General features: G+C 59.6%; 13 protein-coding genes and 3 pseudogenes. 6 read left to right on the forward strand and 10 right to left on the reverse strand.

What is annotated here, in order from left to right; genetic code table 11:
* The first annotated feature begins 186 nt into the window (after positions 1-186).
* Both ACFOGH_RS15645 and ACFOGH_RS15650 read left to right on the forward strand, forming a co-directional pair.
* Entirely contained in the window at positions 187-663 is a 477-nt protein-coding gene (locus tag ACFOGH_RS15645) for a pyridoxal-phosphate dependent enzyme (RefSeq protein WP_380074102.1), read from the forward strand.
* A gap of 285 nt (positions 664-948) precedes the next feature.
* Complete coding sequence (locus tag ACFOGH_RS15650) at positions 949-1,836, forward strand: DUF4238 domain-containing protein (protein WP_380074103.1); 888 nt, start codon at positions 949-951, stop codon at positions 1,834-1,836.
* 50 nt (positions 1,837-1,886) lie between these two features.
* On the opposite strand, the gene ACFOGH_RS15655 is transcribed toward ACFOGH_RS15650, so the two are convergent.
* Complete coding sequence (locus ACFOGH_RS15655) at positions 1,887-2,222, reverse strand: hypothetical protein (RefSeq protein ID WP_380074104.1); 336 nt, start codon at positions 2,220-2,222, stop codon at positions 1,887-1,889.
* Entirely contained in the window at positions 2,219-2,473 is a 255-nt protein-coding gene (locus ACFOGH_RS15660; RefSeq protein ID WP_380074105.1) for a hypothetical protein, read from the reverse strand. The genes ACFOGH_RS15655 and ACFOGH_RS15660 overlap by 4 nt, the downstream gene beginning before the upstream one ends.
* A gap of 228 nt (positions 2,474-2,701) precedes the next feature.
* On the opposite strand from ACFOGH_RS15660, the pseudogene ACFOGH_RS15665 reads away from it, so the two are divergent.
* The 4 genes and pseudogenes from ACFOGH_RS15665 to ACFOGH_RS15680 all read left to right on the forward strand — a co-directional run.
* A pseudogene (locus tag ACFOGH_RS15665) lies at positions 2,702-3,079 on the forward strand (phage terminase large subunit family protein); the annotation flags it as partial.
* Positions 3,073-4,008 (forward strand): annotated as a pseudogene (locus ACFOGH_RS15670) (baseplate megatron protein TIM-barrel domain-containing protein); the annotation flags it as partial. The pseudogenes ACFOGH_RS15665 and ACFOGH_RS15670, both read left to right, overlap by 7 nt.
* A pseudogene (locus ACFOGH_RS15675) lies at positions 4,007-4,252 on the forward strand (TIGR02594 family protein); the annotation flags it as partial. The pseudogenes ACFOGH_RS15670 and ACFOGH_RS15675, both read left to right, overlap by 2 nt.
* A 13-nt stretch (positions 4,253-4,265) precedes the next feature.
* A complete protein-coding gene (locus tag ACFOGH_RS15680) occupies positions 4,266-4,433 on the forward strand; it encodes a Pam3-gp28 family putative phage holin (RefSeq protein WP_380074106.1) in 168 nt (55 codons plus the stop codon).
* A 104-nt stretch (positions 4,434-4,537) separates the two neighbouring features.
* On the opposite strand, the gene ACFOGH_RS15685 is transcribed toward ACFOGH_RS15680, so the two are convergent.
* The 8 genes from ACFOGH_RS15685 to tolB form a co-directional block, all read right to left on the reverse strand.
* On the reverse strand, positions 4,538-7,024 hold the full coding sequence (locus ACFOGH_RS15685; protein WP_380074107.1) for a S8 family serine peptidase: 2,487 nt from the start codon (positions 7,022-7,024) through the stop codon (positions 4,538-4,540).
* Positions 6,966-8,039: an AAA family ATPase gene (locus ACFOGH_RS15690; RefSeq protein WP_380074108.1), complete on the reverse strand. Its 1,074-nt coding sequence runs from the start codon at positions 8,037-8,039 to the stop codon at positions 6,966-6,968. The genes ACFOGH_RS15685 and ACFOGH_RS15690 overlap by 59 nt, the downstream gene beginning before the upstream one ends.
* Positions 8,040-8,482: 443 nt before the next feature.
* The gene (locus tag ACFOGH_RS15695) at positions 8,483-9,751 is read right to left on the reverse strand and encodes a tyrosine-type recombinase/integrase (RefSeq protein WP_380074109.1); all 1,269 of its coding nucleotides are present in this window, start codon (positions 9,749-9,751) and stop codon (positions 8,483-8,485) included.
* Positions 9,752-9,975: 224 nt separating this feature from the next.
* On the reverse strand, positions 9,976-11,889 hold the full coding sequence (gene ftsH, locus ACFOGH_RS15700; RefSeq protein ID WP_380074110.1) for an ATP-dependent zinc metalloprotease FtsH: 1,914 nt from the start codon (positions 11,887-11,889) through the stop codon (positions 9,976-9,978).
* Positions 11,890-11,973: 84 nt separating this feature from the next.
* Positions 11,974-13,203: a tRNA lysidine(34) synthetase TilS gene (gene tilS, locus ACFOGH_RS15705; RefSeq protein ID WP_380074111.1), complete on the reverse strand. Its 1,230-nt coding sequence runs from the start codon at positions 13,201-13,203 to the stop codon at positions 11,974-11,976.
* A complete protein-coding gene (ybgF, locus tag ACFOGH_RS15710) occupies positions 13,194-14,033 on the reverse strand; it encodes a tol-pal system protein YbgF (protein ID WP_380074112.1) in 840 nt (279 codons plus the stop codon). The genes tilS and ybgF overlap by 10 nt, the downstream gene beginning before the upstream one ends.
* Positions 14,034-14,099: 66 nt before the next feature.
* Positions 14,100-14,630: a peptidoglycan-associated lipoprotein Pal gene (pal, locus tag ACFOGH_RS15715; protein WP_380074113.1), complete on the reverse strand. Its 531-nt coding sequence runs from the start codon at positions 14,628-14,630 to the stop codon at positions 14,100-14,102.
* Positions 14,631-14,726: 96 nt separating this feature from the next.
* A complete protein-coding gene (gene tolB / locus ACFOGH_RS15720; protein ID WP_380074114.1) occupies positions 14,727-16,043 on the reverse strand; it encodes a Tol-Pal system beta propeller repeat protein TolB in 1,317 nt (438 codons plus the stop codon).
* Positions 16,044-16,079: the final 36 nt, after the last annotated feature.

The raw sequence follows: 16,079 nt of genomic DNA on the forward strand, positions 1-16,079 counted from the left end.
TGGGCGATGCTGCGAAAAGGCGTGGAATTCCAGCTCGCAGCCTGAGGCTGGGATAAGGATTGCAAGGAGATCAAGAAATGTGTGTATCGACCCAGCGGAATCTGCACAGGTTAAGCTGCTAATCGGGCAGGTGGAATTCGGTGAGATTGACGAGGCCGATGGCACCGCCGACGAGGCACCCCAGGAATGACCGCGCCTGTTGTGCAAACCCATTCGGGGATCTGGGTGGTCCGTGACGACCTGAACCCTGGCGGCACCAAAGCCCGGTTCATCGGCAGGGTGTTCGATGGCGGGCAGGAAGCCGTATATGCCAGCCCGCCCGAGGGCGGCGCCCAAACCGCCCTGGCGCATGTCGCCCGGGCGCTGGGCAAGAAGGCGACGATCTTTGTGGCGCAACGCGCCAAACCTCACGCCCGAACTTTGGAAGCCGCCCGCCTCGGCGCCAAGGTTGTGCCCGTCTCGCCTGGATATCTCGCTGTCGTGCAAAGCCGGGCCCGAGAATATTGCCGCAACGGTGGGGCATCGCTGATCCCGTTCGGGGCAAACATCCCTGGCGGCATCGAAGCAATCGCCGCTGCCGCCCGAGAGACCGGCCTTGAACCGGACGAGGTTTGGTGCGCGGCAGGCTCGGGCGTGTTGGCGCGCGGGCTGGCTCTGGCCTAGCCGAAAGCGCGGCGCCACGTCGTGCAAGTCGGGCGGGAACTTGCGCCAAAGGATGTCGCTGGCGCCCGCATCCATATCTATCCTCGGGCCTTCGGACAGGTGGCCATCATGGGCGCGCCTTTCCCGGCGGACCCGCATTATGACGCGAAGGCTTGGGAGTTATGCGTTGCGATGCATGGTCCGGGAAAGGTATTGTTCTGGAACGTAGCACCGCTTCCTCGCCAATGAGTGCGCTTATTCATTGGCTTTTGTTGTGGCCACCTCGTTGAAAAGGGCCTTGATCCGATGACGAACAGACTCCCGCCTAGGTCCGTAAAGGAGAACCAACACTTTGTGCCACGTTCATGGCTTAGCCGTTTTGCTGGTCAGGATGGGCGTGTCTTGGCGATCAAAGACGGCAAAGACGTTACCCAAATCGCGGTCGCTGACATCATGAGCGGTGACTGGATATACACGGTTTTCGATGAATGGTGGAGACCGAGCGACGAACTCGAGGATGCGCTATCAATAGAAGAAAGCCGCGCCGCGAAACTTTTTGAGTCGCTGCATACTTCGCCCGTTCAGCCAAATGACAAAGGATGGATCGACCTCTGCCATTTCCTAGCCCTAACAGTGTGCCGTCATCCTGACACAATGCAAACTGGTCACACAAGGTCAAAGGAGCTGGCTTGGCACTTAGCTGATGTGCGGGCATTTAACGATGCAGCTGCCTTCTTCGGCGAAACAAAGCAAAAGTTTGGTGTTGATTTGAGCACTGCTGAATATCAAAGACTTCTGTTAGCTGATCCATCAAATCTCATTGCCGAAGCCGAAGAAGTTGAACACCTCACACCGCAAGACCCTAAGTTGCCGGAGCAAATTTCCTTGTCGGCTGTAAACAACGTGGCCACACAAATCTCCGTCCTAAATCTATTCCTTTTGGACGCGCCAAAAGGGGCCAACTACGTCCTATCCGACCGCCCAATGCCCCTCCACGACCTCGCATTTGGGTTTACTGTGCCGTTGTCAAAAAACTTGGCACTATTGGCCATGCCGGGGGACGGACGGGAAGTAATTTACGGCAGACGGGAAGCGACGCCGGAAATGGTTGCATTGGTCAATACCGAACAAGCTGACCGCATGAAATCTGTAATCATTGGGCCCGACCGCGCTGTCTTGGAATCATTATTCTAGAATACTAGAGTTATGCTGATCAATAAGCCAAGTCATTCTATCCTTCACGATCAATGCAGCATCTGCACCAACCCAAGACGCTCAAATGCCACCTTCATCGCTGGATCAAAGCCCGGATCGATCCGCGCCGGTCCATAGCCATGCGCCCGGTTCCAAGCGTCCACCTCCCGCAGTTCGGCGGCGAACTCCTCGGGCGACGCGGCCTCCTTCAAGGTCGTGTCGCCCTCGCAATAGGTGAAAATCATCAACCGGGTCGGGTTGGCCCAAGTCCCGAAATAGGAAGCATCCTGCGCCGTATCGACCTGCGCCCAGCCCGTCTCGTAGCTGCAAAGCCCGAAATCGTAGATGTAGCGATCGCCGGGGCAGAATTCGTGGGTGATCTTCATGCCGCCACCTGCACGCGGGCGGTGATGGCGATCACGCAAAGGTCGCGGTAGCGCGCCATGGCTTTCGGGCTGGACGAGACCGGGTTGATCTCGAAAGCCTGCAAACCGGCGATGTCGCCCGCTTCGGCCAAAGCCACGATCTGCGCCAGCTTAGTGCGGAACCGGGCGTGGGTAGGCTTGGAGAAATCTGGCGGCTGCGGCAATGCACCAGTTTGGACCTGATCGAGGATGGCTTGGCGCTTGCCGATCACCGGTGCGATCGCTGCCGCCGGTTCTTCGACGATCGCCGAGGCTGTGTCGGTGGCTGAACTGGCCGCCGCGGGTGGCGGCGAACATGGCGGCTGAGTTGGGCGTCGATGCCCATCGGATGGAGCAGGTTTTGGACATGTATCTGCGCGCCCATCTGACGGATATGGCGGAGGTCAAGATTGAGCTCCGTTGAGACTTTCGATGGGTCCGAAGAGGTTCGGCGCGCTTGGATGGCCGGTCTTGCCCCCGATCCGTCGCTGACCGTTTCGCAATGGGCCGATCGGCACCGCGTCTTGTCGTCGCGAGCGGCGTCGGAGGCAGGGCCCTACCGCACGGCGCGGACGCCTTACATGAAAGCCGTGATGGACGCCCTGTCGCCCCGTAACCCGGCGCAGCGCGTGGTATTTATGAAGGCGGCGCAGGTGGGTGCGACCGAGGCCGGAAACAACTGGATCGGGTTCTGCATGCACCGGGCGCCGGGTCCGTTTCTGGCGGTGCAGCCCACCGTCGATCTGGCGAAACGCCTGTCGCAACAGCGGATCGACCCGCTGATTGAGGAAAGTCCGGATTTGCGGGCCCTGGTCTTGCCGTCGCGGTCAACCACCGCCCCGGTGGGACGCCCGGTGCCGCGAGCCTATGGGTGCCACAGTCCAAACCGATCCGGTTCACCGAACTCGGTTGCCCGGCGATCGATCGCGGCACGAACCAACCAAATGTGTTCTACGACCCGAAGTCATCGGAAAGCTTCGTGCCCTATTTCTCGCGCGGCTACAGGGATGATGCGATCCAGCGGGCCTATATCGAGGCCTCGCTGACCTTCTGGGGCGATGCGGCCAACAACCCGACGTCCTCGGTCTATGGCCAGCCGATGGTGTCGGTCAATGAATGCGCGGTCTGGACCTGGGATGCCCGGCCCTATCCGTTCTTTCCAGAGCTTACCGACGTCTGGGCGGATTCGGCGAACTGGACGCTGGGCCATTGGTTGACCGGCCGTCTCGGCGCGGTGTCGCTGTCGGCACTGGTCAGGACTTTGTGCCTGCGAGCGGGCTTTCCGGCCAACCGGATCGACGTCTCGGGGCTGCATGGCGCCGTCGAAGGCTATGTAATTGCGGCCCTGGAATCGCCGCGTAATTCTATTGCGGTTCTGGCGCGGCATTTCGGCTTCGATGCGGTGGAATCCGACGGCAACATCCGCTTCGTCGCGCGCGGTCGGGCGGCGGTCGTGTCCCTGACGCCAGACCAGCTGGTGGCCGGAACCGATGCCAAGGCCGAGCCGTTCGAGATGACCAGGTCGCAGACCACCGATCTGCCGCAGGCCCTGAAATGGGCGGTGGTACGATCAGACGAGGATTACGATTCCGTGGGCGTCGAGGCGCGGCGGATCACTGCGGATTCGGCACGCACCGCATCAGAAAGCTTCCCGCTGGCCGTCCCTCCGGAGGAAGCCGAGCGGCGCTGCCGCCGCGCGCTGTTTGAGGCTTGGGTCGGGATCGAGGCCTTTGCCGCCATGCTGCCGCCATCCCTGCTGCGGCTGGAAGCCGAGCATCGGCGCGGTGCTGGTATTCGAACGCGGTTTCGGCGGCCATGTCGGCTTCGCAATCGGCCAGGACGACACGAATTTCTTCGTGCTGGGCGGCAACCAATCCAATGCAGTCACGGTCGCTCGGGTCGCCAAATCCCGCCTGCTCGGCGCGCGCTGGCCCCTCACCTATCCCCCTCGCCTGCAACGCCTGCCGACTATGAAGCCGGGCGAATTCCTGACCACCACCAATGAAATCTGAAGAGGTGTCTACCATGCTGAAACCCGCAATTCTGGCACTCATCCGCCAAGTTCTGACCGTCGCTGGCACTGCGCTGGTCGCAAGGGGGCTTGTCCAAGCCACCGATGTCGAACCGGTGATCGGAGCGCTGCTGACCATCGGTTCGGTGGTCTGGTCAGTCGCTGACAAGCGAGGGCGCTGAGCACTGGGCCCATCCCGAGCCTATCTATTTGGGTGGATGCAGTGCTGGTAGCTTCCACCCAAATGAAGACAATGGGTTCTCCACTAACAAAGTCTTGAAACAAATCAAGCGCGTGCGCGCTGAGCGATCGCTAGCCGTTGGCGCACTTGGTCATAGATTTCGATCACCCCAGGCATGGACAGGGTAACGGCCAGCCCAAATGGAACCGGTTCGTCGATGGGCGTTCCCTGATCAGGATCACGCTGCACTGACAACACGATATTCATATCAGCACCAACTACCGGCGCCTTGTCACCGGTCCATATCCTCGAGAACAGCGTGCCCCGATTGGTTTGGTTCTGGTCTGGCTGGTTTCCGCTTGCCTTGACCCGCAGTGCAGCAACATCATTTGGCTCGATCAGTTTTAGCCTAACGGATCTGTAGCTTTTCCGACCAGGTGACGTCGGCGTAAACCAAGCCAAGGTCGCCGCAAGTGCGTGTGGTCTCGCCAGCCCCGCCATAGCAATTGGAATGGGCACAGCCACGTTGGCTATTTTGTCAGCGTGAAGCAAGCCAGTTGCCCAGAATGTCGCCCTGTCTCCGGCACACGCAACTGCGTCTGAGGCGTCAACAATGCCAAATCCAAGAAACCGACGGATGTTATCCTTTTGTCGCACATGTTGTCGGCCATCTGCTGGACCAATCGTTGTGCGGATCAAGGATGCAGCCGCATCAGGCCACTTAGCCGGGTGCGCCAGCAGCGCCTTCAGCAGAACTGCACGTTGAAGGTGCGGCAGCATTCGGAACAGTTCGCCATACTCCAATTCGAGCGCGTCATGGATCTGATGGGCCGTTCGGGATGCTAGAGCGGCAGCTGCGCTTGTGCCGTTCGTGTATCCAGTTCTATTTTCCATTCCACCGGACGGTGGCGCTGCAACAAGCAGACCAGCCGAACGGGAAGGACCGACCGGAGAGACCACGACATGGACATGGTTATTCACGAAGCGAAGGTGTTCTCGTGCGCCCGGCATCAATAGGTCAGGTTTGACTGACTGTGCGAAACCGGGGCCGAGGGCGCTCGAAGGATTCACCATCAGCTGACCAGAATAGGGATCGACGTTTACTCGCGCACCCACTCGATCGGCGGCGGTTACGGCGTCCGTGTTGCAGGCACCGATCGTCAGGCCGTTGACGGTTTCAGCCGGAGAGAACAGGCGCCGATCAGCTAAGATTGCACCCAAGGCTCTAACCGTTTCCGTAGCCCGGACATCAGCGGTTGCGTCCTCCAGTTGAATCCGTCCGGCGAAGGCTTGAATTCCAAAATGTTCGACGCAATTCCCTGCACTTACGACGAATAGGATTCCGTATCGATAGGCTAGGCGATCAAGTAGTCGAGCCCATGCGGAAAGTTGGCCCGAAAACCGCCGCCGCGGATTCCCCAAGGAAATGTTGACAATCACTACTCCTGGAGCGGTCGGCTGTTGGCCATCGCGCATTGCAAAAATCGCACGATAGATCACGTCAACAATTAGGAGGTCCGCCGGAAATCTGTCTTGCTGCCCCAAAACAGGGACAACATGGATTCTACGGGGTAGAGGTGGTTCACGCCGATTTCTGTCGCCATGAACAATAAGGGAAGCCATCGCTGTGCCATGCACCCGCTCAGAAACCAGTGCATCGGGCTCCAAACCAAATTGGTCATCCACAACCAAATGGTCGCCAAAGAGCCGATGTGCGGCAACAGGCACACCATCTAGCAAAGCGAGTACGGGATCACCCAACGCGGGAGCAACAGGCTGCACATCGGATTCTGCCGTATCCCCAAGCTCAATCGAGCTTGCAATGCTTTGCGGCCGAATATGCATCACGGGCTCTAGAGCTGCTATCCCGTCAGCAGCGCGATCGATGATCGAACGCACCGATCGCACGGGCAAATCAACCAGAACTGCGTGATAGGCGATATCGATAATCCTTGAGGTGGAAATTGTACGTCCGCCTTGCGCCTGAACGGCGGCTCGCAGATCAGCTTCGCGCGCTTTGGCTACGTCGCCATTGGAACGAAATACTATTTCAATTTCCAGCCGGACAGGGTCATCGTCTGCAAGCCCTGCGATGATTTCGCTTAGGACTTCCGAGTCCATTGCTTGCACGCGATCGCGTGGCCCCCAGGACCGAAGATCGCGCAACAGGGAGAACACATCTCGCCACGGTGTTTCTCCACGCACTAATTCACCGCGAAGCCATCGGCGCCAAAGGGATTCCAGATCACGCAGCGCTCTCATATCTGGGACCATCAGATACGCGACCGGAGCCTTATCTTCGCCATCCGCCGCCAATTCCTCCTCGTCAATCAGTTCGAGGCCAGGCACGTTCCGAATGGCTTTGGCAAAATTTCCAATCGAGCCACGAACTTCAAAAACTAGAAGCCGCTCCGGTGCAAGAGCGGCAGGGTCTGCCGTCAACTCGAGCCCTGTCGGGTCTCGATTTAGAACCTCAGCCAGCCTATTGAATTTTGGAGAGAACTGCCCTGTTTGACGCGCCTGCGGAAATCCATCAGGTTTCGGTACGATCTGCTGTCTTCCGAGGGGTCTTGCCACCTCGGCTTGGGGCATCAACCGCAGCAGTGGCTTGTTCGGATCGCTCGGCATTCAGTGCCTCAGGCCTGACTCGAGACGACCAAAGATCGATCTCAGACTTAACCACTTCATCAATACCCAACTCTCCCAGACCCAAAATCTGTCGACGACGCACGTTCTGACAAAAATCTAGCGCTTCAGCATAACTCACTTGCCCAAGCTTCTCGGCGATCTTTGACACCCCAATACGGGGCTGATCCGGCCAGTTAGAAATAACCCTGTCAAGAAATACCTCGACGTGCTTGCGATCGGGCGCAGGAAAGGCGAGCCGAAACTGGAAGCGACGCCATACGGCGCGATCAAGCAGTTCAGCATGGTTGCTGGCGGCGATGACGATGACGTAGCTGGGCAATTGGTCCAGTTGCATCAAGAGAAACGAAACCACTCGCTTGATTTCGCCGGTCTCGTGAGTATCACCGCGCTCTTTGCCGATGGCATCGAACTCGTCAAAAAACAACACGCAGGGTTGTGTCCGGACGAAATCAAAAAGCTTGCGGAGCCGAGTGTTCGTTTCCCCCAGGTAGCTTCCGATCAGAGCATCATAGCGAACAACCAAAAGCGGCAATGCGAGAGCCTCAGCGATGCCCTCTGCAAACGATGTTTTGCCATTTCCAGGCGGGCCAGAGAGCAGCACACGATGCCGGGGCTCAAACCCATGGGCCCGTAGAACATCAGTTCGAACATGCTCCTCAACCAGCTGCCTAGCATTTTCACGAACCGGCAGCGGCAATACGAGATCATCAAGGCGAACGCGCGGTTCGACTTCAATTATTGCGTCTCTGCCGGACCCTGTAGCAGTATTGTTGGGGGAGGTAAGCGGCGGCGGCGTCACTGGAACAGCCGCTAGTGCCCTTTGAAGCCGGTCCGCCAAGATGTGGTGTTTCTTCGAACGCTCGTCCGCAGCCAAGGCTTCAGTTGTTGAGCGCAAGGTTTCCCGATCGCCGGCCGCTGCCGCACGCACTAGGGAAACCAAGAGATCACTATGGGCCATCACATTCCTAGAAGATCGATCTGAGGCAAGCCACGACTGACTTGCAAAATTGTAGCCGGGCAGCCATCGTTTGTCGCCTGTTTTTTCCCTTTGCCCCTTCGGCCGTCAGTCAGGCGGCCCTACCTGTGAAGGTAGCGCGCGCTTTCGTTGCACCAACTGTGGACGCGTCTACTACGAAAGTTCAGCCGAACGCGAGCCGGAATGAGCCCGAACCTCTCGTCCCGGAACCGTTTGTCGCAACTTGGTCGATTTTGTTGACCTATTGTTGACCTGGGTTGCGGCAAAGCAAGAAGCCGCCCGGAGGGCTGCCTGTAACGTCTTGATTTGTATAGTCTTTTTGGTTGCGGGGGCAGGATTTGAACCTGCGGCCTTCAGGTTATGAGCCTTAGTAAATCACTAAACGCGGAAATGCTTTGAAATGCAAAAGCCAAACAATTGTGAACTCACAATGCGATTTCCTGCACAACACGTTGCAAGTGCTCCAGATTGGCCCCGGCCCCGTACCGCTCTCGCTTGATCTGGTGGCCAAGCAAATCCATGCGGATTCGTTCATCAACTCCGGCCGCCAGCATCCGATCTTCGAAGCTGTGGCGCAGCCCATAGAGTGTGTGCTTGTCAGTTTCGAGCAGATTGTTCTCGCGCAGATAGTCGTTGATCGTGTCGGACAGGACGCCGCGATCCGCATATCTGGGGAAGCCGTTGGGGAACTGCCGGAAGGCTTCCAAGCTGACGCCCACCAGCGGGATGATCCGTTCCGAACTATCGGTTTTCAGCTTCCGTCCAACTGGCTCGATCTTGATGTGCGGGATGTTGGCATCCAGCCTGATCTGGGCTGCACCAAGGCTCGCCCCTTCGCTTGGTCGGTATCCGGTGTTGATCATGCCGAGCAAAATGCAGCGGGCCTCGGCATTGAGGCCGTCCAACGCACCGGGGGCCAGCAGTTTTTCAGTTATCCATGCGCGCGAGAATGGCGGCCGAGTGACGGGCTTCCCCGGCTTGAACATCAACCGATCGGTATTGAATTTGATCGGGATGTCATTGGCAAAGGCGACATCCTTCAGGGTGCCCACCAGAAACATCAGGTCTTTGTTGGCGCTTCCCTCGTTCACCTTGCCCTCGACAACAAGCCCGGCCAGCCAGTTGCGGAAGGTCATCATGTCTGCGGTGGTGATCTCGGCCAATTCCAAGTTTCCGACTGCTTTGACGAAGCTCGCGATGGCCTTCTTGCGCGGATTTTCCCAACGGCGGATTTGTTCAGGGCTTTTGCCAGCGATCCTATCCCTGGAAATACCCCAGAAATCATCCAGCGCCTTCGTCACCGTGAGCTTGGGAGAAACGGCACCGCCAAGCAGCGCATCCGCCTCCTGCCGGTCGATCTTCCCGCTGGGCGTCACCACGCCTTCAACGCGCGCCAACACCTCGTCCAGTGGCAGCTTGGCAACTTCTGCGGCTTGCAGGTAGCGATACCCGCGCATCGCGGCAAGGTTCTTGGCTGCGGCCAGCTGCGCATCTGCATCAGCATCGGCACCAGCGAGCTTTGCCTCCCATGCCTCGATCATGTGATCCCAGATTGCGGGCGCTTTACGCATCGCCACCTGTTCGCTGTCGGTATGCAGGGAAATCCAAACATACTCGCGTTCCTCCACAGACACATACCTGCGGGGCACGCGCTTTCGGATGTGCAGGGTGGATTCGCGGCGAATAAACTTCATTTTGGCATCATGCGCGAAGTCGCCCTATGGCTGCAAGGGTGTGCTGTGATGATAAATGTGCAGCAAAATGAGCAGCAAACAGGGGATACTCGGGGAATATAGGCCGTTATCTAAGGTGAAAACTTGGGCTATATCGCTTTATTTCAAAGGTTTAGTAGGTTGAGGGCAGAAAAACGCCCGAAACCTTGCGTAGGTTTCGGGGTTCCAATCATTTGAGCTTGCGCTCACGCAGAGGGCTCCGGCGCGGCGGGCGGTGCCGCTTTCGGCTTGCGCGCCCGGGTTTTCGGGATCGCGATCACACCCGAGCCACCGCTTGGCCCATCGCCCATGCCATCGTCGGGCGTATCGGGCGCTTCACCGGCCAGCACCTTGCGGATTTCCTCACCCGTCAGGGTTTCGTATTCCAGCAAACCCTTGGCGAGACGCTCGAACTCGTCCTCATAGTCGGTCAACACCTTCATCGCGCGCTCAAAGCCCTCGTCGATGATCTTCTTCACCTCGGCTTCGATCAGGGTTTTGGTCGCCGCCGACACGCTGAAGCCACCGGTGTTGCCCTCATAGCCCTGATGCGCCTCGGAATAGTCGATGTTGCCGATCTGGTCAGACATCCCCCAACGCATCACCATGGCGCGTGCCACTTGCGAGACGTTCTGAATGTCGCCGCTGGCACCCGAGGACACGCGGTCTTCGCCCCATTTCTTGATCTCGGCCGCTTTGCCCGCCATGCCCATGGCGATACGATCCTTCATCTGGTCCTTGTGCCAGCTGTGACGGTCCATTTCCGGCAGGCTCATCACCATGCCCAAGGCCCCGCCGCGCGGCATGATCGTGGCCTTGTAGACCGGATCGCATTTCGGCAGCTTCATGCCGACAATCGCATGGCCCGCCTCGTGATAGGCGGTCATTTCCTTGTCTTCGTCGGACATCACCATCGAGCGGCGTTCCGGCCCCATCATCACTTTGTCTTTGGCGTTCTCAAAATCGGTCATCGTCACAAACCGCCGCCCAACGCGGGCCGCCAGCAAGGCCGCCTCGTTGACAAGGTTTGCCAGATCAGCACCCGAAAACCCCGGCGTGCCGCGCGCGATCACCCGCAGGTCAACATCGGGGCCAGACGGCACCTTGCGCGCATGCACCGACAGGATTTTCTCACGCCCGCGAATATCGGGGTTGGTGACGTGGATCTGGCGGTCAAACCGGCCGGGGCGCAGCAGCGCCGGGTCCAGCACATCGCGACGGTTGGTGGCGGCGACGATAATCACACCCTCGTTGGCGTCAAAACCGTCCATCTCGACCAGAAGCTGGTTCAAGGTCTGCTCGCGCTCATCATTGCCGCCGCCCATGCCGACGCCACGCGCCCGACCAACCGCGTCAATCTCGTCGATGAACACGATGCAGGGGGCGTTTTTCTTGGCCTGCTCAAACATGTCGCGCACGCGGCTTGCGCCAACGCCAACGAACATCTCAACGAAATCCGAGCCCGAGATGGTGAAGAACGGCACCCCTGCCTCACCGGCAATCGCGCGCGCCAGCAATGTTTTACCGGTGCCCGGAGGGCCAACCAGCAAAGCACCTTTCGGAATCTTGCCGCCAAGGCGCGAGAATTTCTGCGGATTGCGCAGGAATTCAACGATCTCTTCCAGTTCTTCCTTGGCCTCATCAATGCCAGCCACGTCGTCAAACGTCACCCGGCCCTGCTTTTCGGTCAACAGCTTGGCGCGCGATTTGCCAAAGCCCATCGCGCCGCCCTTCCCGCCGCCTTGCATGCGGTTCATGAAGAAAATCCACACGCCGATCAGCACGATGAACGGCAGCCAGACCGACATCAGCGACAGGATGCCGGATTGCTGTTGGCTTTTTGCCTCAACCACAACGCCCTTGGCCAGCAAACGATCGGTCAGCATCGGATCATTCGGCGCGATGGTGGCATAGGTCGAGCCATCCTTGCCCTTCACGATCACGCTTTCACCGTCGAGCTTGGCCGAGGCCACATCACCGGCGTCAACCCGCTGAATGAATTCAGAATACGGCACATTGGACGAAGCCGAGGTGCCAGCACCGCTGTTAAACATCTGAAAAAGCGCAAGGATCAGCAGAAAGAGGACGACCCAGAATGCAATGTTTCGTGCGTTACCCACGAACTTCTCCGTTTGATTGGCCGGGAGGCCCGTTTGGGGCCATATTTGGCGATTGTCCTTAAGATAGAGATAAGTCTGCCGGGTTCAATGCGATAAGACAAAGGAAGCGAAGCTGGCGCTGCAATTTGCGCACCAACCATTGGAAAATCCAGCACAGGGTGCGGCAATAAGCGTCTGTCCTTGCCAGATCGCGGGCGTCACCAGCAGGGCCTCGCGCGGCAAGCCCGTGTCGCGCCAATCCTTGATCTGCCGCAAGCCATCGGCCCCCAATGCGCGGATGGTCAGATCGGGCGCGTGGGGGCCGGAAAGCTGCCAGCGGCCATCCCAAGTCTGATAGGTTGCACAAATCTGGCCACGCTGCGCCCGCGCCTCACGCTGCACCGTGATGGTGCTGGCGGTGCTGCGAAATCGCACACCACCCAGCGTCGTATCGCCGCCACGCCCCATCACCTGCATAAGGTTCGCCAGTGCCGCCTCGCGCGGCGGATAGTTGGCCCCAGAGATCCAGCGCAGCGCAGCGATCAACAGGCGACGCTTGATTTCGGCTGGCAAAACCTCAAACCCAGCCCGCGGGATCATCAGACTGCCCGCTGCGGTTTCCGTGACACTCTGCACCGCCGTGCCAAGCTGCCCCAGTAAAGCCTGCCGCGCGGTTTCCAGATGATCGCTGACCGCAGCCAGACCCTGCGCCGTGATGCCCAAAGATCCAAGCTGCGCCAAGGCCTTGCGTGCCTTGACACGGGTGTAATGCGTGTCGTCATTGGTCGGATCATCGGCCCAAACCACACCATTGCGGCGCAGATAGCTGCGCAGATCGGCCCGCGTTACGCCTAACAAGGGTCGGTCAAAGCGGACACCACCCTGCATCCAGTGCCGCCGCATCCCTGACAGCCCATCAATGCCCGCCTGCCGCGCCAGCCCAATCAGAAACGTCTCGGCCTGATCATCGGCGGTATGCCCCACCGCCACGCGCGACAGCCCGCGCGCCTGCGCCCAATCCGCCGCAATCAGGTAGCGCGCCTGCCGCGCCGCATCCATCAAATTGCCCGCAGCCTCGCCGCGCGTCCAACGGCTAATCTGATGCGCAATCCCCCGCGCGCCACAATAGGCGGCAACCATCTCTGCCTCGGCCCGCGCGGCCGCGCGCAAGCCGTGGTCAATCGTCAGAACCTCCAGCCGCTGCCCCACCGCCGCCCGGTGCAACAGATCAAGCAGTGCCATCGAATCGCCGCCGCCAGAAACCATGATGCCGAGGGCAGAACCCTCGGCACAATATCGCGCGGCAATCTCCAGCAGAGGCGCGTCTACTGACACCCCAGCCCCTGCATCGAGACCTGCGCATTGGTGGCGTGAATGGTGCCGGGAAAGCGGTTGCCAACCTCGGCCAAGGTCACGCAGGCATCCGGGGTTTGCCCCAAAGTGCCCAAAGCCTGCCCCAGTTTCAGCAACGACTCAGCCGCAAAAGGCCCGTCGGGTTTACCCGAAAACGCCTCAAGATAGGCCCGCGCCGAATTGGCAGTATCGCCCAGCTTGGCCAAAGCCTCGCCGCGGTTGAAATTGGCTTCCTCACTCAGCGGGCTGCCAGGATAGGATTGCGTAAAGGTCGCAAAGAGGTCCGCGGCGGCGCGAAAGTCACCTTGACCGAGCACCCCCTTAGCCCGGTCGAAATCGTTCTTCTCACCCATTGCCAATTCCGGTGCATCCGCCGCCGGAGCCGTGGTCGTATCCGAAGCAGCCGGGGCCGTCGCCGCAGGTGCTGCCGCGGCCGTATCACCGCCGCCCAGAACCGGGGTTTCGGGGATATTCGACGGGTCACACCCCTCGGTCGCCTCGCACAGCCGGAATTCGATATCACCAATCCGGTTGGTGCCATCGCTGACCACCCGGTTGACCTTCAGCTCGATTTCCTCGGTCTTGGCGGTGATCCGGGTCAGCGCCGCCTCGATTGCATCCATCCGCTGCAAGGCATCGCCGCCCGCAACCCCAGTGGAAGCCGCACCTGACTGAACCAACTCGGCCTTCAAGCCATTGAAGTCTGCCGACAACTTGGCCAGTTCGGCCTGAAGATCGGCAAGGGTTTGCGCCTTGTCCTGCGCAAAGGCAGGAGAGGCAAGCAAAGCGGCACTCAGCAGCAGCCAACGCATCTGATCAGTCTCCGTCTTTCGAAAATGGGGGCCGCGCCAGCAGCCCCCGTAAATCTTGGGTCAGGCTTACGCGCCTGCGCCCATCGACAGCACCGTCACAGCGCGACGGTTTTTCGAATAGCACGCCTCATCCGAGCACACTTCAATCGGGCGTTCCTTGCCGTAGGAAATCGTGCGCATCCGGCTAGGTTTCACGCCTTGGCTGATCAGGAAATCCTGCACCGAAGCCGCACGACGCGCGCCAAGGGCAAGGTTGTATTCGCGCGTGCCCTGCTCATCGGCATGGCCTTCGATGATGATCGCGTAATCGGCGTTGGTCGCAAGCCAAGCCGCCTGCCCTGCCAGAATGCCGCGTGCTTCCGGCGTCAGCGTCGATTGGTCCACCGGGAACAACACGCGGTCGCCAACCGATTGGTTGAAATAGGCGATCGAGCGCGGATCAGACGGATCACCCAGACCGCCAGTGTTGATGCCGCCAACGCCCGCACCATTGTTCGCGCCATTGGCACCGTTGCCATTCTTGTAGCGGTCGGGGTTGTTACAGGCGGCCAGACCAAGGGCGGCGACGATCAGAAGGGCTTTGGGAAGCAGGGTCATCAGGATTATCCTTTTCTTATGGGCTCGATTGCGCCCGTTATATCAGCTTTGCGCCGCCATGGGAATCGGCGGCGCTACAAGATTTGTGGCAGCCTATTACGGCAGCATCGGCGACCAGTTCGGGTCAGACGCCGGGCCGTCGGTCGGAACCGCCTTCAGGTTGCGCCCTGACACATCAACCGACATCAGCCCCGCCTGACCGCCCGCGCCCGCGCCTTCGCGGGTGAACATGATCACCCGGCCATTCGGGGCCCAGGTCGGGCCTTCATCCAAGAACGACGCGGTCAGCAGGCGTTCCTCGGTGCCATCGGTCAGCATCGCGCCAATATGGAAGCGGCCCTCGTTCTGCTTGGTAAAGGCGATCATATCGCCGCGCGGGCTCCACACCGGGGTGGAATAGCGCCCCTTGCCTGCGGAAATCCGCACGCCTTCGCCGCCGCCTGCGCCCATGATGTAAATCTGCTGCGTGCCCGAGCGGTCGGACTCAAACACGATCTTGCTGCCATCTGGGCTAAAGCTGGGCGAGGTTTCAATCGACGGCGAATTGGTCAATTGCGTCATCGCACCCGAATTGATGTCCATCGAGTAAATGTCCGAATTGCCGCCCTTTTCCAGACTGAACACCACGGTGTTGCCGTCGGGACTGAAGCGCGGCGCGAAGGTCATCGTGCCGGGCACTTCGCCCAGATTGCGGGTTTTCAGATTGCCGACGTTCATCACATAGATCGCCGGGAAACCCGATGCGTAAGAGGTGAACAAAATCCGGTCGCCGGTGGGAGAGAACCGCGGCGCCAGCACGATGCTGCTGCTGTCGGTCAGATATTTCACATTCGCACCGTCGTAATCCATCACGCCCAAACGCTTCTGGCGTTGGTTTTTCGGGCCACTTTCGGCGACATAGACCACGCGGCTGTCGAAATACGGCCCCTCGCCGGTGATCCGGCTGTAGACCGCATCCGCCACCTTATGCGCCATCCGCCGCCAGCTAGCCGGGGTGCCTGCGAATTGCAGCCCTTCGCCGAGCGGCTGCCCCGATGCCACGTCAAACAGGCGGAACTTAACCACAATCCGGTCGCCCCCCGCCTGCACCGCCCCAGTGATCAGGGCCTGGGTGTTGATCGCCTGCCAATCCGGGTAGGAAATCGGCGCGTCAAAAGAGGTGACATTGCTGATATAGGCGTCTTTCGGCGTCTCGATGAACAACCCCGTCCCCGCCAGATCCGCCGCCACCACGCGCGAAATATCGCGGGCATAATCACCAGCGCCGCCTTCGTCGATGAAATCCGGCACCGCGAAAGGCATCGGCTCGATCACCGGAGAGTTGATGTCGATGGTGATTTCGGCCTGCGCCGCTGTGGTCAGGCTGAAAAGCCCGATCAGCAGGGCAGCGGTCAGAGATTTGAATGGGCGCATATTGTCCTCGTTTTTCAAGGGCGATTTTTGTGGCGA

Source organism: Cypionkella sinensis, from assembly GCF_042646385.1.
Taxonomy (GTDB): Bacteria; Pseudomonadota; Alphaproteobacteria; order Rhodobacterales; family Rhodobacteraceae; genus Cypionkella; species Cypionkella sinensis.